The sequence below is a fragment of the Delftia sp. Cs1-4 genome (assembly GCF_000214395.1).
Taxonomy (GTDB): Bacteria; Pseudomonadota; Gammaproteobacteria; order Burkholderiales; family Burkholderiaceae_C; genus Comamonas; species Comamonas acidovorans.
The window spans coordinates 1,334,056-1,356,909 of record NC_015563.1; the positions used below are offsets into that span (position 1 = coordinate 1,334,056).

The following is a 22,854-nucleotide window of genomic DNA, read 5'->3' on the forward strand; positions in this document are numbered from 1 at the left end:
GGCGCGCCCGGCGGAAATCAGGGCGTGTCGAGCACGATGCGCAGCGCGGCCGGCGGTTGCGGGTCATTGCGCCGGGCGGACAGGCGGCCCTGCTCCATGCGGGAGAGGTCAACCTGCCAGCCTGCGGCAGCGGTGGCCCGGCCCTGCAGCCAGTCGAACAGGGCGGCAATGGGCAGATCGCTGCCCGTCAGCTCCTGCACCAGTGCGGGCAGCGAGTCCGAGGTCTTGCGCTCCTCGCCTTGTTGCAGGCTTGCCTGACCCGGCTCCCAGAGCAGACGCGCCAGTGTCGAGCCCAGGGGCGTGAACAGCAGCAGCTCGCCGCGCTGGGGCGTGCCCAGCAGCTCGAAGCCTGCGCTGAAGGATTGGTTTTGCGCATCTTCCACCTGCAGCGCCAGCCGGCCCGCCCAGTGGCCTGCAGCGGTGGGGGCGGCTGCATCGGCCTGCAGCTGGCGGGGTGGCAGGGCACAGCCGGCCAGGGCCAGCAGTGCGGCGGCGGCCGCCGTGGCGCACAGCTGCCGGCGTGCAAGGGCGGGATGCGGAAACCCGGGCACGGCGCGGTAGCTCAAAGCGAGACGCCCAGGCGGCGCAGGGTTTCGCGCAGGGTCGTGTTGTCGGGACTGGTGGCCAGGCCCTGGCGCCAGATCTTCTGCGCGCGTTCGCGATCACCCTTGGCCCAGAGCACTTCGCCCAGGTGTGCGGCGATCTCCACGTCGGGGCGTGATGCGTAGGCGCTTTCGAGCAGCCTGAGGGCTTCGTCCAGGTCGCCCCGGCGGAATTTCACCCAGGCAAGGCTATCGGTGATGAAGGGGTCGCCAGGCGACATTTCCAGCGCCTTGCCGACGAGCTTTTCGGCTTCATCCAGATGGATGCCGCGTTCGGCGAAGGAGTAGCCCAGCGCGTTGTAGGCGTGCTGGAAATCAGGCTGGCGCGCGATGATGCCGCGCAGCAGCCGCTCCATTTCGTCATGCTTGCCAATGCGCTCCGCCAGCAGGGCGGTGTCGTAGGCGAGCTCGGCATCTTCAGGGTCCTGCTTTTGCAACTCGGCCTGCAGCGCGTAGGCCTGGGCATTTTGATTGGCATCGCGCAGCAGCTGCACTTCGGCCAGGCGCTTGAGCCGCTGCTGGCTGGGGCCGCTGGCGGGCACGGCCTCGATGAGGGCGCGGGCTTCCTTGAGCTTGCCCTGGCGCGCGAGCAGGGCGGCACGGCGCGCCTGCACGCTCAGCAGGTTGGGCGCGTCGTCGATGCGGCGCAGCAGGGCGTCGGCCTCGGCGAACTTGCCCTGCTTTTCTGCAATCTGGGACTGCAGCAGGTAGTACTGGGACTGGGCCGCACTGCGCGCCACACCGGCGGGAATCTGCGGCACGAGCTTGCCAAAGCGCTCGGTGGACGCCTGGGCTGCATCCACGTCGTTGGACTGCAGCTGCAGCGCGGCCAGGGTGGCCCAGGCTTCGGCGTAGTCGGGGGAATCCACGGTGATGGAGACCAGCTGCTGGCGGGCCTCGTCCATGCGCTGCTGGCCCAGCAGCACGCGGGCATAGGCCATGCGCATCTGGGCTGAAGGGTTCTTGGCCAGGTAGCGTTTGACGATGGGCTCCGCCTCGGGCATGCCGGCTTCCAGCAGCTCCATGGACAGCAGGGCCACGGGGCCGGTATCGGGTGTCAGTGCCTGTGCCTTTTGCACGGCCTGCATGGCGGCAGCCTTCTGCCCGGCGCCCAGGCGCATGTGGCCGATGGTGGCCCAGGCAAGGGGGCCACTGGCGGGGTTGTCGGTCTCGCCAGCCATGGCCTGCTCGACCACATCGGCGGCCAGGGCCTTGTCGCTGGCGTTGTTGTAGAGCTGGGTGATGCCCAGGTAGGTGGCGGGCTTGGAGGGCGCAGGCGTGGCCTCGATCTCGCGCTTGAGATAGCTGCCGGTATCGGCGATGCGGTTCAGTGCCACCAGGATCTGGAGCACGAAGCGGTTGGCGTCGCGGGACTGGGGAAAGGCGTCCAGCCAGGCGCGGGCATTGGCCAGTGCGCGTTCACCGGAGCGCGACTGCAGCGCCAGCTCGGTGCCGCGCCGGTACAGCTGCTCGCTGCCGCTGGTGCGTGCGGCCTCCATCATCATGGCCTGGGCGTCGCCCAGCGCACCTTCGCTGGCGGCGATCTCGCCGACCAGGATCTCGTAGAACAGCTCGGCGTTGAGGGCGGCGCGATCGTCCTCCGCAGAGGCGGCGGCGGACGAGGGAGGTTCGGGGGATTCCGTCTCGATGGTGGCTGCGGTCTTGCCCGGGAGTGCCCAGGCAGTGGCGGAACCCATGGCCAGGGCTGCTGCCACGGCAAGTCCCTGAAGGCGAAGGCGATGATCCATCGAACCATAATAATCGAAGCCCAGACCACATTTCGCACAACTACAGCACAACCCGGATCGCATGCCTGAATTGCCAGAAGTAGAAGTCACGCGGCGCGCTTTTGCCGCGCAGATCGCCGGAGCGCGCATTGAATCCGTGGCCTTGGGCAAGCCCTTGCGCTGGCCGTTGGGCATTGCCCCCGAGCTGCTGGCCGGGCGCGATGTGCACGGCGTGCGCCGGCGCGGCAAGTATCTGCTGATGGAGCTGAGCGAGGGCCTGCTGATGCTGCACCTGGGCATGTCGGGCAGCCTGCGTTTCGTGGCCCCCCATGAAGCACCGCTGGGGCCAGCAGGAACGCATGACCATTTCGACCTGCAGACCAGCAAGGGCCTGCTCCGGCTGCACGATCCGCGGCGCTTTGGTGCGGTGATGTATGTGGCAGCCGAGAGCGATCCCTGGGCGCGCAGGCTGCTGGACCATCTGGGGATGGAGCCGCTGGATGACAGTTTCTCGTTCGAGACCTTCCGGGCCGGCCTGAAGGCCAGCCGCACGCCCATCAAGCAATTGCTGCTGAACGGCAGCGTGGTCGTGGGCGTGGGCAATATCTATGCGTCCGAGGTGCTGTTCATGGCGCGCATCGCGCCCACGCAGCCGGCCTGCGAGGTCGGGCCGCGCAAGGTGCGCCGGTTGTTCGAGGAGATCCGCCGCGTGCTGGCCCTGGCGGTGGAGCAGGGCGGCACGACGCTGCGCGATTTCTCCGCGCCCGACGGCATGGCCGGCCACTTCCAGCTGCAGGCCAAGGTCTATGGCCGCGAAGGCCTGCCCTGCACGCATTGCGGCTCGCCCGTGCAAATGCTGCGCCAGGGGCAGCGCAGCACCTACTTCTGCGCGCGGTGCCAGAAGGCGGGATGATCGCTTCAAAAAACGGAGCGAATTCTCAACGTCTCGTAACGCCTGTTGCGGCTGCATTGCGGCAGGTCCCGCGAAGCATTTGCAAAAAGCGCCTGTTTCTCAAATTTCAGGCACCAGCCGCCGCAGATTGATGGTGAAATATTGTTTCATTTGTAAATAAACGATATTTTGTCCTTAATCCCCCCGCTCCAGGGGCCGGCCTTGGGGCGCCGCAGCAGGCAAAACGGGGCGACGGTGCTATATTTTGAAGAGAACAGGCATCACGCTTGCGGCGCAATGTCGAGGCGATCACTAGGCATCGGCAGACATTGGCGATGCAATGGCGGGGGAAACACGTGGGACCATCATTCAACGAGCAATTCGACCAGCACGGCGCATGGCGCCGCGGCTTTGCGCAGCAATTGCATGCGCTGCGCGAATGGCTGCAGTCCCAGGAGCTGCTGGATGTCGCGGTGCAGGAGCGGCTGCAGCGGCTGGAAGCCCAGGTGCGTGGCGACAAGGTCATGGTGGCCTTCGTGGCCGAGTTCTCGCGCGGCAAGTCCGAGCTGATCAATGCGGTCTTCTTCGCCCACTATGGCCGCCGCCTCATGCCGGCCAGCGCAGGGCGCACGACCATGTGCCCCGCCGAGCTGGGTTGGGAAGCAGAGCTGCAGCCCAGCCTGCGCCTGCTGCCCATCGATACGCGCGAATCGCTGGAAAGCCTGGGCCAGTGGCGCGCCCGTCCCGAGGCCTGGCTGCAACTGCCGCTCGACGTGAACAATGCCCAGCAGATCGCCGACACGCTGGCCAAGGTGGCCGAAGTGCGCAAGGTTTCCGTGGAACTGGCGCGGACCTGGGGCTTCTGGCATGACGAGGACCAGGGCGGCAATCCCTTCGTGGATGAGCAGGGCCTGGTCGAGGTGCCCATGTGGCGCCACGCGCTGATCAACATGCCCCATCCCCTGCTCAAGCAGGGGCTGGTGATTCTGGATACGCCCGGCCTGAATGCCGTGGGCGCCGAGCCCGAGCTGACCGTCAACCTGATCCCCCAGGCCCATGCCGTGGTCTTCGTGCTGGCGGCCGATACCGGCGTGACCAAGTCCGATCTGGCCATCTGGCGCGACCATGTGCTGCCGCCCGATGTGGCTTCGGGCCAGCATGCGCTGGCCGACTCCCGCCTCGTGGTGCTCAACAAGATAGACACGCTCTGGGACAGCCTGAGTTCCGCGTCGCAGGTGCAGGCCCAGCTGCAGCGCCAGCGCCAGGAGTCGGCACAGATGCTGGGCCTGCCCATGGAGCGGGTGCTGCCCGTGTCGGCGCAAAAGGGCCTGGTGGCCAAGGTCTCCAGCAACGATGCGCTGCTGCAGGCCAGCGGACTGCCCGTTTTCGAGAACATGCTGGCCGAGGGCATCATGGGCCAGCGCCAGAAGGTGCTGCAGACGGCCGTCAGGGCCAATGTGCAGCAGTTGCAGGTCGAGGTGGAGCGCGTGCTCAACATCCGCCGCCGCGACCTGGACGACCAGATGGCCGAGCTGCGCAGCCTGCGCGGCAAGAATGCCAGCGTCATCGCCTCCATGCGCCACCGCATCGAGAGCGAGCAGCAGGATTTCGATGCCAGCGCCGCCAGGATCCAGGCCGTGCGGCTGGTGCACATGCGCATGCTGCGCGACATCTTCCGGCAGCTGGGCTCCAGCGCGCTCAAGCAGGAGCTGGTCGATCTCAAGGATGCGCTGGAACAGCGCGGCCTGAAGCTGGGCGCCCGCAAGGTCTATGCCGAAACCTTCGAGCGCCTGCGCACCGTGGCGACCCGGGCCCAGGCGCAGGCCGGAGAGATCCAGTCCATGCTGGGCGCGACCTTCAAGGAACTCAATGCCGAGTTTGGCTTCTCGCTGCAGGCTCCGGCCCAGCTGGAACTGGCCGAGTTCGGCGGCGACCTGCAGCGCATCGAGGCCAGCTACACCCAGTACCTGGGCCTGGGCCACGCGCTCAGGCGCAGCAATCCTGCGTTTGCGCAGCGCCTGATCAAGGCGCTGGCGATGCGGTTGCGCACGGTGTTCGAGTCTGCGGCCAACGACGTGGACATGTGGAGCAAATCCGCCACAGCCCAGCTTGATGCCCAATTGAAGGAGCGCAAGCGCAGCTTTGCCCGCCGCATCGAAGCGGTGGACCGCATACAGAATGCGGCCTCGGGCCTGGTGGAACGCATTGCCGAGATCGAGACCGCCGACGAACAGCTCACGGCCTTGCAGCTGCAGCTGGGGCAGGCCACCATGGAACTGCTGCAACCCCTGTCGCCCACGCCCGCCTTCCCCGGCCTGGCAAAGGCTGCACAGGAAACCTCACTGACTGCTTGATATCTTGACCTTTCCCTCGATTGCCACGCCCGTCGTGCAGTGGCAGGCGTCGCATGGACGCAATCACCTGCCCTGGCAGCAGACGCGCGATCCCTACCGCGTCTGGCTCTCCGAAATCATGCTGCAGCAGACCCAGGTGAGTACCGTGCTGGGCTACTACCAGCGCTTTCTCGATGCCTTCCCCGATGTCGCCAGCCTGGCGGCCGCACCGCAGGACGCGGTGCTGGCGCTGTGGAGCGGCCTGGGCTACTACAGCCGCGCGCGCAACCTGCACCGCTGTGCCCAGGCCGTGGTCGAGGACTGGGGTGGTGCCTTTCCCGGCAGGGCCGAGGATCTGGCCACGCTGCCCGGCATAGGCCGGTCCACGGCGGGCGCCATCGCCTCCTTTTGCTTTTCCGAGCGTGTGCCCATCCTCGATGCCAACGTGCGGCGTGTGCTCACGCGCGTGCTGGCCTTCGATGCGGATCTGGCTGTTGCCAGGAATGAGCGCGAACTGTGGGACCTGGCCCAGCAGCTGTGCCCCACCGAGGATCTGCAGCAGGCCATGCCCCGCTATACCCAGGGCCTGATGGACCTGGGTGCCACCATCTGCACGCCGCGCAAGCCCAGCTGCCTGGTCTGTCCGCTGCAGCCGCAGTGCCGCGCGGCGCGCTTTGGCAATCCCGAAAACTATCCCGTGCGAACGCGCAAGCTCAAGCGCAGTTCCGAGGCCTGGTGGCTGCTGATCGCCGTGGACGGGCAGGGCCGCGTCTGGCTGGAGCGCCGTCCGCAGCAGGGCATCTGGGCGGGGCTTTATGCGCCACCCGTGTTCAACGGGCGCGAGGCGCTGGAGCAGGCGGCCGCACAGCATTGGCCAGGAACGGAGTCCCTGGACTGGACCGATCTGCCCGCCTTCCTGCATGTGCTCACCCACCGCGATCTGCACTTGCATCCGGTGCGCGTGCGCGTGCAGGGCGGTGGCATCGATGCCGCCACGCCGGACGGCCAGGGCTGCTGGGCCGATGCCGGAGCCTGGGCCGACATGGGCCTGCCAGCCCCCGTGCGCAAGCTGCTGGATGCGCAATTCGCGGGCTGAGGCCACGGCCGGCCCGGCTGGCTAGAACCTGCGGCGCGGCAGCAGCAGGGCGCATCGCAGCAGCATCCAGGCTAGCCACTGTTCCCGTGCGCCGGGCGTGCGCCTGGCGCGTGCGGTGGCGTCGGCAATGTGCAGGCGCAGGGAGCCAAGGGCATGGCGGTCCCCGCTTTGCACGGCCTGTTGCCAGGCCTGCTCGCAGCGCTGGCGCTCCAGCGCCTGATTGTCCGGGCTGCGGATATCGCTGATGGCGGTGATGGTGCTCATGGCTGCAGCGCTCCCACGGTGGGTGGGGTGCCCGCGTCTTCACTGGAGCGGTCGCCATCCTGCCGGCCGAAGGCATACCAGTCCACATGCCGCGTGCAGACCATGATCAGGGCCAGCACCGCGAACAGCGCGATCGATCCCACGATGAGCGCGCTTTGCTCCAGTTGCAGCAGCACGTACAGCAGGCCGTAGAGTGCGGCGATGCCCGCCGCAAACGGCAGGCCGCGGCGCAGGCTGCCCAGGATGTGGCTGGCGTAGTAGGCCAGCAGCAGCACGCAGGCCGAGGCGGCAATGCCGTAGGCGCTGGCAAATCCCATGTGCTCCGACAGGCTGATCAGCAGCAGGAAGAAGCTGCACAGCGCCGATCCCACCAGCAGGTACTGGATGGGATGCACGCGCAGCTGCTTGAGCACCTCGAACAGGCCGACGGCCACGAAGGTCAGCACCACGAAGAGCAGGCCGTACTTGGTGGCGCGGTCGCTCAACGAGTAGGCGTTGATGGGGTCCACGAAGTCCGTATCCAGCGATTCCAGGCAAGGGCCGCTGTTGGGGGCATGGGCGGTGGCCGCGTATTCCTCCATGTCGCGGCGGCCGGGCTGGCACAGCGGCTGCTGGTCGGTGAAGGCCTGGCGTGCGGACGAGGCCAGGGCCGAGAGGTTCCAACTGGCTTCGAAGCCCTTGTCGCTGATCTCCCGCCGGTTGGGCAGAAAGCTGCCACCGAACGAGGGATGGGGCCAGTCGGCCGACAACTGGACCTGGCTGTGGCTGCCCAGCGGCACGAAGGCCAGCTTTTCGGTGCCCACCAGTTCCAGGGCAATCTTCAGTTCAAGGGGCCCGTCCTTCTTGAGCAGGGCCGGCGCCAGTTCCGCCTGCAGGCCCTGCGAGTAGCGCTCCAGTGATGTGCCGGGGCCCACGTCCAGGCTCTTGCCATCGGCTTCGATGGTGGCCGAGCGTATGCCGCGCGGATCGGTGAGCGACAGCGCCACGCGCAGTGCGCCGCAGCGCACGGTCTGGTTGGCCGCCGTGTCGATGGAGGGCTTTTCCAGGTACTGGGCGGCGTTCGTGAAGCTGGCGCTGATGCTGTCCTGCATGGCATAGGTGCTGACCTGGTGCAGGCCGCGCGAGCGCTCCTCCATGCGCGCCGTGGCCTGGTGGCGCAGTTGGTCGGGCAGCAGCATGCGCTGGAACTGGCGCGTGGTCCATTCGGTCTTGCTGCCTTTTTCCAAGCCCGTGGTCTCGGTGCAGTTTTGCACCAGCACCGGGCCCATCAGCGTCTGGCGGCCAGCCAGGCTGGCGACCACGCCCTGCACGGCGTTGTCGCGGTTGCGTATGCGGTCCCGCACCACGTCGTGTATCAGGCCCAGGCCCAGCATCAAAAGGCCCAGCATGACCAGCAGGGCCACGCCTTTGGCAAGCAGTCGGTTCTTCATTCCACATCCCGTTCGTTGATCGTGGACGCAGTCTGGGCGGGGGCTGTGTGGCCGGAATGAAGTGTGTGAAGCGGGTGTGAAGTCGGATTCGCAGGACCGATGGGGGGCGTCAGTGTGCCCGCAGTGGCCAGTTCAGCGTGACACGCAGCCCGGGCTGGGCGTTGGCTGCCTGCATGCTGCCGCCGTGCAGCAGCATGATGCGCAGCACGATGGACAGGCCCAGTCCCGTGCCGCTGCGCTCCCCGTTGGGGCGGGGGGTGGTGAAAAAGCGTTCGCCCAGCCGGCCGAGTAGCGCCTCGGGCACGCCGGGGCCGTGGTCGCGCACGCTGACGCGGCCAGGCTCCAGGTCCACGTGGATGCTGCTGCCCTCGGGGGCGAAGTCGATGGCGTTGCTCAGCAGGTTGCTCAGGGCCAGCACCACCAGGTCCTGCTCCCAGGGGCCGCTGCTGTCCTGGCCTTGCAGCACCAGCTGGATGCGGCGCTGGTGCGCTGCGCTGTGGACTTGCGCCATGGCCTGTTCGGCACAGGCCTGCAGGCTGCAGGCCGTGTGCGGGTGCAGGGCGCGGCGCTGCTCCAGCTGGCTCAGGCGCAGCAACTGGTCCACGAGGTTTTGCAGGCGCTGGCACTGGTCCACCACCTGGCGCGCGAACAGTTCGCGGTCGGCCGATGGCAGGTCTTCCTGCAGCAGCTCGCCTGCGCCACGGATGGCAGCCACGGGGCTCTTGAGCTCGTGCGTGAGGGCCCGCACATAGCCTTCGATGTAGTCGCGTCCTTCCAGGCGGCTGCGCATGTTCTCCATGGCGCGGGCCAGCTCGCCCAGCTCGCCAGGCATGCGCGGGGCTTCGGGCATGGGGGGCGCCGTGGTGGGCGAGGCGGCCTCGTTGAGCGTGGGCGCCTGTACCTGCTGGGCATAGCTGCGCAGGCGCCGCACATGGATGACCAGCCACCAGGTCACGGCAAAGCCCACGCCGGCCGACAGCAGCAGGAACAGCAGGCCGCCGCGCAGCATCTTGCTTTCCGCGCTGTCCACGATCTTCTGCACCGAGTGGGCGGGCTTGGAGGCGGTGAGCACGCCCGCCACGCGGCCATCGACCATGATGGGTGCCGAGACATACATGACGCTGCTGGCCTCGTCGTTCTGCACCTCGCGCGTGGTGCGTGCGCCGTATTCGCCGCGCAGCGTGCGGTACACGTCGCGCCAGCGCGAGTAGTCGGCGCCCTGGTCCAGGCCGGCGGAGTCGAACAGCACCAGGCCCTTCTGGTCCGTGACGGTGACGCGCATGTCCAGGCTGGTCTTGCGCGTGTCCCAGATCCAGACCTTGACGGACTGGTTCGCATAGGCCTGCATGTGGTACGCGAAGCGGCTGTCGGCGGGCCTTTGCTGCAGCACGCCGCTGGCCATGTCGTCGCTGGCCAGCGCGGCCAGGGCGTAGGCGGTCTCGACCAGCGTGTCCTCGGTCACCTTGCGCACGCTGGGCTTGACCTCGACCATGAAGACGCGCAGCACGAAGAATGCGGCCAGGCCGTTGATGACGAAAAAGGCGAAGAACAGCCGCAGTCCGAGGCGCATGGCGTGCTGCGGTGGCTCAGCCCGGCAGCGTCAGGCTGTAGCCCATGCCGCGGTGGGTGGTGATGAAGTCCTGCTGCGGCGCCTGGGCGCGCAGCTTGGCGCGCAGGGTCTTGACGTGCGTATCCACGGTGCGGTCCGTGCTGTCGCTGTCCTGGCCCCAGATGCTGTCGAGCAGGAACTCGCGGCTGAGGATGCGCCCGGGGCGCTCCAGCAGGCAGCGCAGCAGCTGGTACTCGCGCCGCGTCAGCTCCAGGGGCACACCCTGCATGCGCACGCGCTGGCCTTGCGTATCGATGCTGAACAGGGCATCGGCCGGCGCTGCGCTGGCCGTTGGCGCGGGCTGCAGGCGCTGCGCACGGCGCAGCAGGGCACGGGTGCGGGCCACCAGCTCGCGCGGGCTGAAGGGTTTGGTGAGGTAGTCATCGGCGCCCAGCTCCAGGCCCAGCACGCGGTCCATTTCCTCGCCGCGTGCGCTGAGCACCAGCAGCGGCACGGCGGCGCCGGCCTGGCGCAGCTCGAGGCACCAGTCCAGGCCGTTGCCATCGGGCAGGCCCACGTCCAGCAGCAGGGCATCGGGCGGCTGTGCCTGCCATTGCGCGCGTGCATCGGCCAGCTGCAGGCAGTGGCGCACGGCGATGCCGTCACGCTCCAGCGCATAGCAGACGGTGCGCGCGATGGCGGGGTCGTCTTCCACCAGCAACACACGCGGAGCGTTCGTCATCGGCAAGCCTTGCATCGCAATGTTCCGGAGGCGGGGCCTGGCGCTTCAGACGTCGTGCGCAAGCAGGTCGGCAGGCTTGAGCGTGGGCCGGCTGTCCAGCGAGCGGTGCCGGCACAGCGTGGGCCAGCGCGGGGCAAAGTGCCGCGCCAGTTCCTCGACCAGGAAGACCGAGCGGTGCTGGCCCCCCGTGCAGCCGATGGCAACGGTGACATAGCTGCGGTGGTTGCTGGCCATCATGTCCAGCCAGGACTCCAGGAACTGCTGGATGTCGCGCCGCATCTGGTCCACGCCTGGCTGCTGGCGCAGGAACTCGGCCACGGGCGCGTCCATGCCGGTCAGCGGGCGCAGCTGGGGTTCGTAGTGCGGGTTGGGCAGCATGCGCACATCGAACACATAGTCGGAGTCCGAGGGCAGGCCGTGCTTGAAGCCGAAGGACTGGAAGACCAGGGTCATCTGGCCCACCGGGGCCGCAATCAGCTCCTTGATATAGCTTTGCAGCTGGGACGAGCGCAGGTGGCTGGTGTCGATGACATGCGACTTCTCGCGCAGGTCGCCCAGCAGCTCGCGCTCGGTTTCTATGTCCTGGACCAGGGCGCGGCGGCCTTCGGCGACCGGCCCCTGCGACAGCGGATGGCGGCGCCGGGTTTCGGAGAAGCGCCGCACCAGGGTGCCCGTGGTGGCGTCCAGAAAGACCAGGTGGGGCACGACGCCCTGGCGCTGCAGCCGTTCCAGCTGGCCGGGCAGGTGGGGCAGTCCGCCGGCGCTGCGCGCATCCATGGCAATGGCCACCTTGTTGCTGTGGCGGCCGTGCTCCAGTTCGACGAAGGCGGACAGCAGCTCGGGGGGCAGGTTGTCCACGCAGTAGTAGCCGGCATCCTCCAGCGCATGCAGGGCGACGGATTTGCCCGATCCGGACATCCCGGTGATCAGCACGATCTCAAGCGACATGGCATCAGCCTCCATTGGTGTTGCGCGCGCCGTTGGCCGCGCGTCCCGGCTTGGACCGTGTGCGGTCGGCATCGGCCTGGGGCCGCTGCCGGCCGGCCCGTCGCGGGGGTGGGCGGGGTGCAGGTGCCTGGCGCGCCATGGCCAGCATTTCGCGGGCATGGGCCATCGTGGTTTCGGACTGGCGCTCGCCACCGAGCATGCGCGCCAGCTCGGCCTCGCGTGCGGCGCTGTCCAGCGGCTGCACGGTGCTGAGCGTGCCTTGCCTGGCGCGCTGCTTGGCCACCAGGTAGTGCTGGTCGGCGCAGGCGGCAACCTGCGGCAGATGGGTGACGGACAGCACCTGCCGCGATCGGCCCAGTGCGTGCATGAGGCGGCCCACGGTCTCGGCAACGGCGCCGCCCACGCCCGAGTCCACCTCGTCGAAGATCAGCGTGCCGGCCTCGCCCAGTTCGCTGGTGGTCACGGCGATCGCCAGCGAAATGCGCGACAGCTCGCCGCCCGACGCCACCTTGGCAATCGGCTTGGGACTGGCGCCCGGGTGGCCGGCAACCAGAAAGGCCACGCTGTCCACGCCAAAGGCACCAGGGGAGTCGGCCGTGGACAGGGCGGCCTCGAACAGGCCGCCTTCCATGCCCAGGCCCTGCATGGCCTGGGTGATGGCGCGCGACAGGCGCGGCGCGGCCAGGGCGCGCTGCTGCGACAGCACCCGGGCGCTGGCCTGGTAGTGCTGCTGCGCCGATTGCTCGGCAGCATGCAGGGCCTCGATGTCCACGGCGGCGTCCAGCTGCTGCAGCTCCTGGCGCCAGCCGGCCAGCAGTGCCGGCAGTTCATCGGGCGTGCGGCGGTAGCGGCGCGCCAGCTGCATCCACAGCGACAGGCGTTCATCGAGCTCGGCCAGGCGCTCGGGGTCCAGGTCGGCGCGGCGCAGATAGCTTTGCAGCGAATGGCGCGCATCCTGCGCCTGGGCCATGCACGAGGCCAGCACGTCGGCAATGTTCTGGAAGTCGGGCTCCAGGTGTTCCTGGTTCTGGATCAGGTGGCTGGCGCGGCCCAGCGGAGTGATCACGCCGGCCTCGTCGTCCTCCAGCATCTGCAGCGTGGTCTGGGCGGTGTCGATCAGGGTCTGGGCATGGGACAGGCGCGTGTGCTGGGCATTGAGCTCGTCCCACTCGTCGGCCTGCGGGGCCAGCTTGTCGAGTTCGGTGATCTGCCACTGCAGCCGCTCGCGCTCGCGCTGCAGGCTGTCCTGGGCGGATTGCGCATGCTGCAGCGCCTGCCGGGCCTGGGACCAACGGCTCCAGCAGCCCTGGACCTCGCGGCTGTCGATGCCGGCATAGGCGTCCAGCAGCGCGCGCGCCGCATCGGGCCGCGTGAGGCTTTGCCAGGCATGCTGGCCGTGGATGTCGATCAACTGCTCACCCAGGGCGCGCAGCTGCGTGGCCGTGGCCGGCGTGCCGTTGATCCAGGCGCGGCTGCGGCCCTGGGTGTCCACCGTGCGCCGCAGCAGCAGGCTGCTGTCCTCGCAGGCCAGGCCTGCGGCCTCCAGCCAGGGGCGCAGCCGTGCGCAGCCGTCGAACTCCACGCAGATGTCGGCCTGGGTGCAGCCTTCGCGCACCACGTCCGCGTCGGCGCGGGCGCCCAGGGCCAGCTGCAATGCGTCGATCAGGATGGATTTGCCGGCGCCGGTCTCGCCGGTCAGCACGGTGAAGCCCGCATGCCAGTCCAGATCCAGGGCCTGCACGATCACGAAGTCGCGCAGAACGATGCGCTTGAGCGCCATGGTCAGGCGCCTCCCTCGTTCCAGCCCAGTTTCTTGCGCAGCGTGGCGAAGTAGTTCCAGCCCTTGGGATGCAGAAAGCGCACGCTGTGGTGGGCGCGGCTCACGAGGATGCGATCGCCGTGCTGCAGCGAGGCCAGGGACTGCATGTCGAAATTGGCGCTGACATCGCGCCCGGCCACGACCTCGATCGTGACCTCGTTGGCATCGGACAGCACGATGGGGCGGTTGGACAGGTTGTGCGGCGCAATGGGTGCCATCACCCAGGCAGGGATGGAAGGGTGCATCATCGGCCCGCCGGCGGACAGGGCATAGGCCGTGGAGCCCGTGGGCGTGGCCACGATCAGGCCGTCGGCGCGCTGGTTGGAGACAAAGCGGCCGCCCACCTCGATGCGCAGCTCCACCATGCCCGAGGTGCCGCCGCGGTTGACCACCACGTCGTTCATGGCCAGGGCCTCGAACACGCACTGGCCGTCGCGGATCACGCGGGCGCACATCAGAGGACGCAGGTCCTCCTCGTATTCGCCCTGCAGCATGGGCGTGAGCGTGGCCTCGAAGTCCTCCAGCGCGATGTCCGTGACAAAGCCCAGGCGGCCCTGGTTCACCCCGATCAGGGGCGTTCCGTATTGCGCCAGGTGCCGGCTCACGCCGAGCATGGTGCCGTCGCCGCCGACGACCAGGCCCAGGTCGCAATGCCTGCCCAGGCCATCGACATCGAGGGTGGGGTAGTCTGTGAGCCCTGCGTGCAGGGCCGATTGGGTATCAAGCACGACTTCGCAGCCCTGGCGCCTGAGGAAGTCCGCAATGCGCTCAAGCGCGTTGCTGGCATTCTCGGACGGGGCGCTTGCGCTGGGAGCGTGGTACTTCCCGATCAAGGCAACGTGGCGAAACGTGGACGTCATTTCTGGAAATTACATCATTAAAATCATCACATGCTCGACGAACGTGCCAAGTTGTTGCTCAAAGCGCTGATCGAGCGTTATATCGCTGACGGCCAGCCTGTGGGCTCGCGAACCCTGTCGCGTGCGTCGGGGCTTGAATTGTCGCCTGCCACGATACGCAATGTGATGGCTGACCTCGAAGACCTGGGGTTGATCATCAGCCCGCACACCTCGGCGGGCCGCATTCCGACCGCCCGGGGCTACCGGCTGTTCGTGGACACCATGCTCACTGCAGACCGTGCCGATATCGTGACGCCCGAGCTCGCGCCCGAGCAGCCGCAGAAAGTCATCGCCAACGCCGCCAACCTGTTGTCCAGCCTTTCCCAGTTCGTGGGCGTGGTGCTGGTGCCGCGCCGCACCTCGGTGTTCAAGCACATCGAATTCGTACGGCTGTCGGAGCGGCGCTTTCTGGTCATCATCGTATCGCCCGACGGTGACGTGCAAAACCGCGTCATCTTCACCGACGTGGACTACTCGGGCTCGCAGCTGATCGAAGCCTCCAACTTCCTCAACAGCCACTACGCGGGCCTGGCCATGGAAGAGGTGCGAGAGCGCCTCAAGGGCGAGGTGGAGCTGCTGCGCGGCGAGGTGGCCACGCTCATGCAGGCGGCCGTCAACATCGGCACGGAAGCCATGACCAGCGCCCAGGAGGACGTGGTCATCGCGGGCGAGCGCAACCTGCTGTCGGTCAGCGATTTCTCCAGCGACATGGGCAATCTGCGCCGCGCCTTCGACCTGTTCGAGCAAAAGACCCAGATCCTCAGGCTGCTGGATTTTTCCAGCCAGGCGGAAGGCGTGCGCATCTACATCGGCGGTGAAAGCCAGGTCGTGCCTTTCGAGGAGCTGTCCGTGGTCAGCGCGCCCTACGAGCTCGACGGCAAGGTGGTGGGCACGCTGGGCGTGATCGGGCCCACCCGCATGCACTACGACCGCATGATCCAGATCGTGGACATCACCTCCAAGCTCGTCAGCAATGCGCTGAGTCACAAGCGCTGAGTCCTGCGGGTTAGGCTCTACAATAGTTGTTTGCCATGGCCTGCATCCGTGCTGCCTTGGTGAATCAGGGGCCTTAGCTCATGCTTGGTTAGAGCAGCGGACTCATAATCCGTTGGTGCCCAGTTCGACTCTGGGAGGCCCTACCATCCATTGGTATGAAAAGCCTGCCGCCTTTCCGGGCGGCAGGCTTTTTTGCTGGGTGCAAGGCATGCCGCATGGCATGCCATCGCCCGGTTGCCGGGGAATGCGGGCGCCGGGTTTTTTGCAGAAATATGGCGCTTTTGTCCGGGAGCCCCAAAACCCGCTGCTACAATGCGAAGCGTTGCGGCTGTAGCTCAGCTGGATAGAGTACTTGGCTACGAACCAAGGGGTCGTGGGTTCGATTCCTGCCAGCCGCACCAAAAAACGCAAAGCCCTGAAGTTGAAAGACTTCAGGGCTTTTTCGTTTTCTGCATTTGCATCCGCATCCCTGGGATGCCAGTCAGGCCTGTTCCGCTTTCGGTAGCACGATGCTGAAGGCGCTGCCCTGGCCGGGCGTGCTTTCTATCTCAAGCTGCCCGCCATGTCGGGCGGCCACGGTGCGCACGAAGGCCAGGCCCAGGCCCACGCCGTCGAGGTGCTGGTGATGGTCCAGGCGCTCGAACGGCTGGCTCAGCCGGGCGACGGCCTTCCCATCCATGCCGGGCCCGTGGTCCCGGATGGTGATGCGGCAATGGCCTGCGTCCTGCTGCAGCAGGCATTGCACCGTGGCAGGGGTTGCCTGATCTGCGCGCGCTCCGTACTTGATGGCGTTGCCGATCAGGTTGACGGCCGCGCGGTGGAGCATGCCCGCATCGCCCAGCACGGGGCATTCCTGTTCGGGCAGGTGGAACTCCAGCTGCACGTGGGCCGCAGAGGCCTGGGCCCAGCAGCTTTCCACGGCCTGGTCCAGCACCAGGCCCAGGTCCAGCCGTTCCCGGCGCAGCGCCTGCTGCTGGGCGCGTGCCAGGTGCACGAAATCGTCGGCCAGCTGCAGGGAGGCCTGGGCATAGCCTTCGATGCGCGGCAGCAGGAGGCCGAGGTCGGGTGCCTGTACGGCGCCCCGCTGCATCTCCAGCAAGGTGATGATGGATGCCACGGGCGCACGGATGTCGTGCGAGATGAACTGCATGGCCTGGTCGCGCTGGGCCTGGGCGCTGCGCAGATCGCTGATATCGACCAGGGTGATCAGCCAGCCCGTGGTGGGCGGTGCCTCGAAGGTCTGGGTCAGCAGCATCAGGCTGCGTCCCATGGGGTCGCGCCCCTCGCTGCTGGGCGGCAGGCCGTGGGCGGCAAGTGCCTCGGGCGTGAGCAAGGGCTGGCCGGCGGATGCGCCGGCTGCCGTGTCCAGTGCCCGCAGACCATCGAGCAGCCGGGGCAGGGCATCGCCGGCCCTGAGGCCATGCCCCAGGCTGCGGGCATAGGCGTGGGCTGCGGCATTGGCCAGCAGCACATGGCCCTGCCGGTCGCAGACAAAGGTGGGCGAGGGCAGCTGGCGCAGGCTTTCGCTGACGAAATGGTGCAGGGCGCGCAGTTGGCGCGAAGCCTGCTCCACGGCCGCGATGCGCTGGTCCAGCAGGTCGCCGCCCAGGCGCAGCGCAGTGGGCAGGCCCTGCCCCTGCAGGTCGCGCAGCTCCAGCGCCAGAAAGCGCGCGGCGGCGCGTAGGCGCAGCCAGCTCCATAGCGGATAAGCCAGGGCCAGGCCCAGCAGGCCGGCTGCAGGCGCCGTCTGCACCTGCCACAGGCGCGGTGCAAGCCCGGCCAGCGAAAGGCAGGCCAGGGCCAGCAGCGCGCAGGCCAGCATGCCGCCCGACGGGCCCAGCCAGGCCAGGGCCAGCAGGGCCAGCAGCACGGCTGCCGCATTGAGCGCGCGGTTGAGCGTGGCCGACGCGGGATGCACATGCGAGCCCTGCAGGCTGCCGTTGAGCACATGGGCCAGCATCTCCACGCTGGAGATGGGCCGCGCGCTGGTGCCCAGCGGTGCGGTGAAGCGGCTGCCCAGGCCGGTGGCCGTCGTGCCGATGAGCACGTATTTGCCTCGGAATGCCGCTGCAGGAATGCGGCCGCGCAGCACGTCGATGTAGGAATAGGTGGTGAAGGGCGAGCGGTCCCTGGCGCCTTGCTCCGGCCTGGCCTGTGCAAAGGCAATGATCTCCTGCTGGCGGCGTTGCCAGGAGGGTGCGTCGGGGTCCATGGGCGGCGCGGGCTCCGGGCGGGCGCATGCGCGGCCGTTCTCGCCCACGCAGTGCAGGGCCAGTGCCATGTGCCACCAGGGCTGCTGCGCACTGCCTTCTATGGCATGGAAGCCGCGCACCGCGCCATCGGCGTCCACGGGCAGCTGGGTATGGCCCAGCGCCGCTGCGGCCTGTGCGAAGGCCGGCAGCGGGCCGCTGCCTGGCGCCACGGGCAAGACGGTGCGGCCGCTGCGCTGCAGAACGCGCGCCAGCAGCAGGTCGTCGCCGGGGTAGTCCAGGTCTTCCTCGCTGAGCATCACGTCCAGGCCTATGGCGCGCGGCGGTGCCTGGCTGATGCGTTCCAGCAGGCCGGCGTGCAGGGCGCGGCGCCAGGGCCAGCGGCCAATGGCGTCGATGCTGGCATCGTCGATGGCGACGATGACGATGTCCTGCGATGCCTTGGGGCGGTGCAGCCAACTGGCCGTGTCCTGGACGAAGCCGTTGATACGGTCGAGCTGCCCGTCGCCGCTGAGCCAGAACACCAGGGACAGCAGGCCCGCCGCCAGCAGCAGCCAGTCCCGCCGCAGTCCACGGCCACGCGCAGGCGCTGGCTGCGCCGGCGTGGCGGGGCTGTCAGGCAGGGGCGGCTGGGTGGACAAGCGCGGTCAGGGAATGAACGGGCACGGCTACTGGCGCTGCAGGCGCTCTCCGTTGCCCGAATGCATCATCTCGCCGCTGGCATCGACGATCCAGCTGCCGGTGCGGAATTGGCGCGCGGCCGAGAAATCGCTGCGCAGGCCGTTGGCATCCTCGATCTGCAGGCGCAGGTAGTAGCTGCCTGCGGGCAGCTCCTCGGTGCTCCATTGCGGCTGGTCGGTCCAGAGGTCCACCAGCGGCGCGGTGAACTCCTGGTCGCGCGCCACCATCACGTGGTAGCGCTGGCCGGGCTCGCCGCTCCAGCGGATCTGGCGGCTGCCTTCGGCCGGGCCGTCGCCCATCTGCAGCGCGCTGGCCGAGGGCTGGGGAGGAACGGCAGCCAGTTGCATGGCCTGGGCTGCGGCAAACGGGCCCTGGTCGGGCTGTCCATCGGCCAGCGTACGAATGCTGGCGGCACGCCAGAGATAGCGTCCGGCCGGCAGGCGAGCCAGCGTGGTGGCGGGCAGTGTGCAGTCGTTCAGGTCGCGTGCATCGATGGCGGGCTCGGCAAAGCCGGCCTGCGCATCGGCAGAGACGACCTGGATGCGGTAGCGCGCGGCGCCCACGACCTGGGTGCATTGCAGGCTGGCGCGGCCCAGGCCCACGGTGGCGTCGGCCTGGGGGGATTCATACAGCGGCGGCACGGGATGGGCCTTGACGCGCAGGGCGCGGCGGCTGGCGGCGCCCGGAATGCCCTGGGCATCGATGCCGCGCAGGGACAGCACGTAATCGCCGTCCTCCACGCCCGCCAGGCGAAGCGGCGATGCCGTGGCCTGGAAGCTGGCGCTGCGCAGCACCTGGGTCATGTCGGCATCGCGCGACAGCTGTAGCTGGTAACGCACGGCGCCCGGCAAGCCGGGCAGGGGCAGGCTGATCCAGTTGGCGTCTTCCGCCAGCGCGGGCCACGCCGTGATGTCGGGCGCGCCCAGCATGGGGCGGGGCTCGCCTACGCGACCATTGGCGGCCACGGCCACGCCCTGGCCCGGGCGCAGCAGCGCATCGCCAGTGTTCGCGCTTGAGGCGTCGGAGCCCACGGCGACGGTGCCTTCATCGACGGCGGCCGCCGTGCTGCCGGCGGCATCGGCCTGGACCAGGAAGCGGGTGCCGCGCACGCTGGTCGATGCAGCGGGCGTGCGGATCTCGAAGCGGCGCTGTGCGTTGCCGGGTTCGGGCGGCACGGAGGCCTCGACGCCGCCCTCGCGCAGGTCCAGCACGGACTGCAGGCTGCCGGCACGGCCCTTGCGGCGCATCTGGCGCAGCACCACATCGGACTGCGACTGCACGCGCACCAGGGAGCCATCGGCCAGGCGCACGGCGACGAATGCGTCCGGGGCCAGCTGCAGGCGCTCGCCTTCCTGCAGCGTCTGTCCCTTGCGCAGGGGTTGGCCCGCATCGTCTCCGGCCGCGCCCTGCGTATCGGCCAGGTGGTCCAGCGGGCGCGTGCTGCGCGCATCACCCTGCACGAATTCCACGGAGGCCACGGCGGCGCGCAGCAGGCGCACGGGGATCTCCAGCACGGAGCCGGGCCGCAGGCGGTAGGGGTTGGCCACGCCGTTGTGCTGCTGCAGGTCGGTCCACTGGCGGGCATCGCCCAGGTAGCGGGCCGCCAGCTGCTCCAGCGTGTCGCCGGCGACGACCCGGTGTGCCATCGTGTCGCCGTTGCGGCCCACGGGTTTGATCTGGGCCTGTGCGCCGCCCAGGCCCAGCAGGCCGAGAGCGGCCAGCATGCAGGCCCGCGATACGGGCCTGCCCAGGGCGGCAGGCATGTGTACGGTCATGATGCCTGCTGCAGCGCCTGCAGCGCTGCGTCGGGCACATCGAGGCGATAGCCATAGCCGTACACGGCACTGATGGCGTAGGGCTGTCCGGCGCGCAGGTTCAGAAGGGCGCGCAGGCGCGAGATATGCGTGTCCAGCGAGCGCGACTGCACTTCGGCGTTGTGTCCCCACACGGCTTCGCGCAGGTGCTCGCGCGACAGCAGCCGGCCCTGGTTCTGGAACAGGGTCAGGGCCAGCGTGTACTCGCGGTGCGTCACCTCGATGGGCTGGCCGTGCATTTCCAGGCTGTTGGTGGTGGTGAGGAAACGGTAGGGGCCGAACTCCAGCACGCTTTGCGTGTTCACCGGATAGGCGCGGCGCAACAGGGCGGCCATGCGCGCGCGCAGCTCGGCATGGCGCACGGGCTTGACCATGAAGTCGTCGGCGCCGCAGGACAGGCCCTCGACGATGTCGGCCTCTTCGCTGCGGTGGGTGATGATGAGGATGGGCAGCTCGCGGCTGACATGGCCACGCGCCCATCGCACCAGGTCCGTTCCTTCCATGTCGGGGAGGTGCCAGTCCACGATCAGCAGGTCGAAGCTCTCGCGGCGAAGCTCCAGTTGCAGGGCCGAGCCCGTCTGGTAGGTGTGGCAGCTGTGGCCCGTCTCCAGCGCGACCTGACGCAGCATCTCCAGTTGCAGCGGATCATCGTCCAGAGCAGCTATACGCATCCAAATGTCCTTTCACGCACGCGCCGCAATCCCGGCGCCGAGCCCGCGGGCAAGACTGCCCGCAAATAGGCGGTTTCTAAAGCGAAGCTTACCCTTACTCTGCGGCATCGCGCAGTTGCTGCAGGGCGGCCAGCACCAACTGGGGGTCTGCGGGCTGCAGCCGGGGCTGCAGTGCGGACAGGGCCGCCTCGCCTTCCTTTTGGAGCTGGCCAATGGCCTGGCCGGCTTCCTTGGGGGCGTCGAAGCCCAGGCTTTGCAGCAGCAGCTGGCCGTCGGCGGCGACGAGCTTGAAGTAGAACTTGCCGTCGGCTTCGCGGTATTGCTTGAACTGGGGCAGGGCCTGCCTGGCGGCCTTGGCCTTGGCGGCCACGGGGACCTGTGCCAGGCTGCGCAGGCCGACGGCCGAGCGCAGTTCGCGGATCAGGGGCAGGGTCTCGCGGCGGGCCTTGGCGGCGCCGGCCTGCAGGATGTCCTCCAGCTCGGCAGGGTGGGCCACCAGGTGCTCGTAGCGCTCGCGCATGGGGGCCAGCTCGCGGTCGATGCGCTCGAACAGCTGCTGCTTGGCGTCGCCCCAGGCAATGCCTTCGGCGTATTGGCGGCGCAGCGCCTCGGTTTCCTCTTCGGTGGCAAAGCCCTGGTAGATCTGGAACAGGGCCGAACCCTCGACTTCCTTGGGCTCGCCGGGCGTGCGCGAGTCGGTGGTGATGCTGCCGATGAGCTTGCGCAGCTGCTCGCGCGAGGAGAACAGCGGGATGGTGTTGTTGTAGCTCTTGCTCATCTTGCGGCCATCCAGGCCGGGCAGCGTGGCCACGTTCTCCTCGACCTGCGCCTCGGGCAGCGTGAAGAACTCGCCGCCGTAGATGTGGTTGAAGCTGGAGGCCATGTCGCGCGTCATCTCGATGTGCTGTACCTGGTCGCGGCCCACAGGCACCTTGTGCGCATTGAAGGCGAGGATGTCGGCCGCCATGAGCACGGGGTACATGAACAGGCCGGCGGTCACGCCGTCATCGGTCTCGGTGCCGTCCGCATGGTTCTTGTCCACGGCCGCCTTGTAGGCGTGGGCACGGTTGAGCAGGCCCTTGCCGGTCACGCAGGTCAGCAGCCAGCACAGCTCGGGGATCTCGGGAATGTCGGACTGGCGGTAGAAGGTCACATGCTCGGGGTCCAGCCCCGCCGCCAGCCAGCTGGCCGCGATCTCGATGGTGGAGCGCTGCACGCGTGCCGGGTCCTGGCATTTGATCAGGGCGTGGTAGTCGGCCAGGAAGTAGAAGTTCTCGACCTCGCGCGAGCGGCTGGCCGCGATGGCCGGGCGCAGCATGCCGGCATAGTTGCCGAGGTGCGGGGTTCCGCTGGGAGTGATGCCGGTGAGGAAACGGATGGTGCTCATGACGGGAGGCTTCGACAGGCAAGAAAGAAAAACAGGGAGCCGCAGAGACAGCCGGTGGACCGTTCTGCAGCGCGTTCAGCGCAGCAGCGCGATCAGCGGGGTCAGCGCGAAGTCGATCACGGCGTAGCCCAGGTCCATCAGCGGACGCAGCCACAGGCTGCCGACCACGCCGGCGATGACCAGGCCCATGACGATGAAAAAGCCCCAGGGCTCGATGCGCGCCACCCACTGCGCCTGACGCCAGGGCAGCAGGCCGACCAGGATGCGGCCACCGTCCAGCGGCGGCAGCGGAAACAGGTTGAATGCCCACATCACCAGATTGACCAGGATGCCGGCGCGGCACATTTCTATGAAGAAGCGCTCGCCCACGCCCGATCCCACCAGAACCACCAGCAGCACGCCCCACAGCAGGGCCTGCACGAAATTGGAGGCCGGGCCTGCCAGGGCCACCCAGATCATGTCGCGCTTGGGGTTGCGCAACTGGTCGAAGCGCACGGGCACGGGCTTGGCGTAGCCGAACAGAAAGGCGCCCGAGGTGGCGAAGTACAGCAGCAGCGGCATCAGGATGGTGCCGATGGGGTCGATGTGCTTGATGGGGTTGAGCGTGATGCGTCCCATCATGGCGGCCGTGTTGTCGCCGAAGTGGCGCGCGGCATAGCCATGGGCTGCCTCGTGCACCGTGATCGCGAAGAGCACGGGCAGGGCATAGATGAGTACGGTCTGGATGAGGTTGGAGATGTCCACGGCGGGCATTGTCTCAGACGCTGGCCACCCTTGCCGCTGGCAGCCGCCAG

At 68.2% G+C, this 22,854-nt stretch carries 18 protein-coding genes and 2 tRNA genes; 6 read left to right on the forward strand and 14 right to left on the reverse strand.

Annotated elements, in window-relative coordinates:
• Window positions 1-17 precede the first annotated feature (17 nt).
• The gene (locus DELCS14_RS05905; RefSeq protein ID WP_172642944.1) at window positions 18-566 is read right to left on the reverse strand and encodes an outer membrane lipoprotein LolB; all 549 of its coding nucleotides are present in this window, start codon (window positions 564-566) and stop codon (window positions 18-20) included.
• Entirely contained in the window at window positions 563-2,350 is a 1,788-nt protein-coding gene (locus DELCS14_RS05910; protein ID WP_170962004.1) for a tetratricopeptide repeat protein, read from the reverse strand. The genes DELCS14_RS05905 and DELCS14_RS05910 overlap by 4 nt, the downstream gene beginning before the upstream one ends.
• Before the next feature lie 61 nt (window positions 2,351-2,411).
• On the opposite strand from DELCS14_RS05910, the gene mutM reads away from it, so the two are divergent.
• The 3 genes from mutM (at window position 2,412) to mutY (ending at window position 6,650) form a co-directional block, all read left to right on the forward strand.
• Entirely contained in the window at window positions 2,412-3,242 is an 831-nt protein-coding gene (mutM, locus tag DELCS14_RS05915; protein WP_012207227.1) for a bifunctional DNA-formamidopyrimidine glycosylase/DNA-(apurinic or apyrimidinic site) lyase, read from the forward strand.
• A 335-nt stretch (window positions 3,243-3,577) separates the two neighbouring features.
• Entirely contained in the window at window positions 3,578-5,575 is a 1,998-nt protein-coding gene (locus tag DELCS14_RS05920; RefSeq protein ID WP_013800863.1) for a dynamin family protein, read from the forward strand.
• Between the two features lie 4 nt (window positions 5,576-5,579).
• Complete coding sequence (gene mutY, locus DELCS14_RS05925) at window positions 5,580-6,650, forward strand: A/G-specific adenine glycosylase (RefSeq protein ID WP_013800864.1); 1,071 nt, start codon at window positions 5,580-5,582, stop codon at window positions 6,648-6,650.
• A gap of 21 nt (window positions 6,651-6,671) precedes the next feature.
• Here the strand turns inward: mutY and DELCS14_RS05930 are convergent, their stop codons facing one another.
• From DELCS14_RS05930 to DELCS14_RS05960, 7 genes are all read right to left on the reverse strand, one after another.
• Complete coding sequence (locus DELCS14_RS05930; RefSeq protein WP_012207224.1) at window positions 6,672-6,914, reverse strand: hypothetical protein; 243 nt, start codon at window positions 6,912-6,914, stop codon at window positions 6,672-6,674.
• Complete coding sequence (gene creD / locus DELCS14_RS05935) at window positions 6,911-8,344, reverse strand: cell envelope integrity protein CreD (protein WP_013800865.1); 1,434 nt, start codon at window positions 8,342-8,344, stop codon at window positions 6,911-6,913. The genes DELCS14_RS05930 and creD overlap by 4 nt, the downstream gene beginning before the upstream one ends.
• A gap of 109 nt (window positions 8,345-8,453) precedes the next feature.
• Window positions 8,454-9,914, reverse strand: a complete 1,461-nt coding sequence (creC, locus tag DELCS14_RS05940; RefSeq protein WP_013800866.1) for a two-component system sensor histidine kinase CreC — start codon at window positions 9,912-9,914, stop codon at window positions 8,454-8,456.
• 16 nt (window positions 9,915-9,930) lie between these two features.
• A complete protein-coding gene (gene creB / locus DELCS14_RS05945; RefSeq protein ID WP_083829061.1) occupies window positions 9,931-10,650 on the reverse strand; it encodes a two-component system response regulator CreB in 720 nt (239 codons plus the stop codon).
• Window positions 10,651-10,680: 30 nt separating this feature from the next.
• Window positions 10,681-11,583, reverse strand: coding sequence for an RNase adapter RapZ (gene rapZ, locus DELCS14_RS05950; RefSeq protein ID WP_012207220.1), 903 nt, complete (start codon window positions 11,581-11,583; stop codon window positions 10,681-10,683).
• Between the two features lie 4 nt (window positions 11,584-11,587).
• Window positions 11,588-13,363: a DNA repair protein RecN gene (gene recN / locus DELCS14_RS05955; RefSeq protein ID WP_013800868.1), complete on the reverse strand. Its 1,776-nt coding sequence runs from the start codon at window positions 13,361-13,363 to the stop codon at window positions 11,588-11,590.
• Window positions 13,364-13,365: 2 nt separating this feature from the next.
• Entirely contained in the window at window positions 13,366-14,262 is an 897-nt protein-coding gene (locus DELCS14_RS05960) for an NAD kinase (protein ID WP_012207218.1), read from the reverse strand.
• A 30-nt stretch (window positions 14,263-14,292) separates the two neighbouring features.
• Here DELCS14_RS05960 and hrcA point away from each other — a divergent pair, with 30 nt between their 5' ends.
• The 3 genes from hrcA (at window position 14,293) to DELCS14_RS05975 (ending at window position 15,698) form a co-directional block, all read left to right on the forward strand.
• Window positions 14,293-15,297 carry a heat-inducible transcriptional repressor HrcA gene (gene hrcA / locus DELCS14_RS05965; protein ID WP_013800869.1) on the forward strand — a complete coding sequence of 335 codons (1,005 nt, stop codon included), beginning with the start codon at window positions 14,293-14,295 and terminating at the stop codon, window positions 15,295-15,297.
• Between the two features lie 67 nt (window positions 15,298-15,364).
• A tRNA-Ile gene (locus DELCS14_RS05970) sits at window positions 15,365-15,443 on the forward strand.
• Window positions 15,444-15,621: 178 nt separating this feature from the next.
• A tRNA-Arg gene (locus DELCS14_RS05975) sits at window positions 15,622-15,698 on the forward strand.
• Between the two features lie 80 nt (window positions 15,699-15,778).
• Here the strand turns inward: DELCS14_RS05975 and DELCS14_RS05980 are convergent.
• The 5 genes from DELCS14_RS05980 to DELCS14_RS06000 all read right to left on the reverse strand — a co-directional run bounded on the left by DELCS14_RS05980 (window position 15,779) and on the right by DELCS14_RS06000 (window position 22,804).
• A complete protein-coding gene (locus tag DELCS14_RS05980) occupies window positions 15,779-18,148 on the reverse strand; it encodes a CHASE2 domain-containing protein (protein WP_013800870.1) in 2,370 nt (789 codons plus the stop codon).
• 27 nt (window positions 18,149-18,175) lie between these two features.
• Window positions 18,176-19,966, reverse strand: a complete 1,791-nt coding sequence (locus DELCS14_RS05985) for a FecR domain-containing protein (protein WP_085929077.1) — start codon at window positions 19,964-19,966, stop codon at window positions 18,176-18,178.
• Window positions 19,960-20,673 (reverse strand): response regulator transcription factor, encoded by a 714-nt coding sequence (locus tag DELCS14_RS05990; protein WP_012207214.1) that lies wholly within the window; start codon window positions 20,671-20,673, stop codon window positions 19,960-19,962. Before DELCS14_RS05990 ends, DELCS14_RS05985 begins: the two co-directional genes overlap by 7 nt.
• Window positions 20,674-20,767: 94 nt before the next feature.
• Window positions 20,768-22,060 (reverse strand): tryptophan--tRNA ligase, encoded by a 1,293-nt coding sequence (locus DELCS14_RS05995; protein WP_013800872.1) that lies wholly within the window; start codon window positions 22,058-22,060, stop codon window positions 20,768-20,770.
• A 75-nt stretch (window positions 22,061-22,135) separates the two neighbouring features.
• A complete protein-coding gene (locus tag DELCS14_RS06000) occupies window positions 22,136-22,804 on the reverse strand; it encodes a site-2 protease family protein (RefSeq protein ID WP_170962005.1) in 669 nt (222 codons plus the stop codon).
• Window positions 22,805-22,854 lie beyond the last annotated feature (50 nt).

What these genes read in the sequence shown, in the direction of transcription:
- DELCS14_RS05910 (WP_170962004.1), bottom strand. Translation starts at nt 2,350, where the DNA reads ATGGATCATCGCCTTCGCCTTCAGGGACTTGCCGTGGCAGCAGCCCTG.
- mutM (WP_012207227.1), top strand. Translation starts at nt 2,412, where the DNA reads ATGCCTGAATTGCCAGAAGTAGAAGTCACGCGGCGCGCTTTTGCCGCG.
- DELCS14_RS05930 (WP_012207224.1), bottom strand. Translation starts at nt 6,914, where the DNA reads ATGAGCACCATCACCGCCATCAGCGATATCCGCAGCCCGGACAATCAG.
- creD (WP_013800865.1), bottom strand. Translation starts at nt 8,344, where the DNA reads ATGAAGAACCGACTGCTTGCCAAAGGCGTGGCCCTGCTGGTCATGCTG.
- creC (WP_013800866.1), bottom strand. Translation starts at nt 9,914, where the DNA reads ATGCGCCTCGGACTGCGGCTGTTCTTCGCCTTTTTCGTCATCAACGGC.
- creB (WP_083829061.1), bottom strand. Translation starts at nt 10,650, where the DNA reads ATGCAAGGCTTGCCGATGACGAACGCTCCGCGTGTGTTGCTGGTGGAA.
- rapZ (WP_012207220.1), bottom strand. Translation starts at nt 11,583, where the DNA reads ATGTCGCTTGAGATCGTGCTGATCACCGGGATGTCCGGATCGGGCAAA.
- recN (WP_013800868.1), bottom strand. Translation starts at nt 13,363, where the DNA reads ATGGCGCTCAAGCGCATCGTTCTGCGCGACTTCGTGATCGTGCAGGCC.
- DELCS14_RS05960 (WP_012207218.1), bottom strand. Translation starts at nt 14,262, where the DNA reads ATGACGTCCACGTTTCGCCACGTTGCCTTGATCGGGAAGTACCACGCT.
- hrcA (WP_013800869.1), top strand. Translation starts at nt 14,293, where the DNA reads ATGCTCGACGAACGTGCCAAGTTGTTGCTCAAAGCGCTGATCGAGCGT.
- DELCS14_RS05990 (WP_012207214.1), bottom strand. Translation starts at nt 20,673, where the DNA reads ATGCGTATAGCTGCTCTGGACGATGATCCGCTGCAACTGGAGATGCTG.
- DELCS14_RS05995 (WP_013800872.1), bottom strand. Translation starts at nt 22,060, where the DNA reads ATGAGCACCATCCGTTTCCTCACCGGCATCACTCCCAGCGGAACCCCG.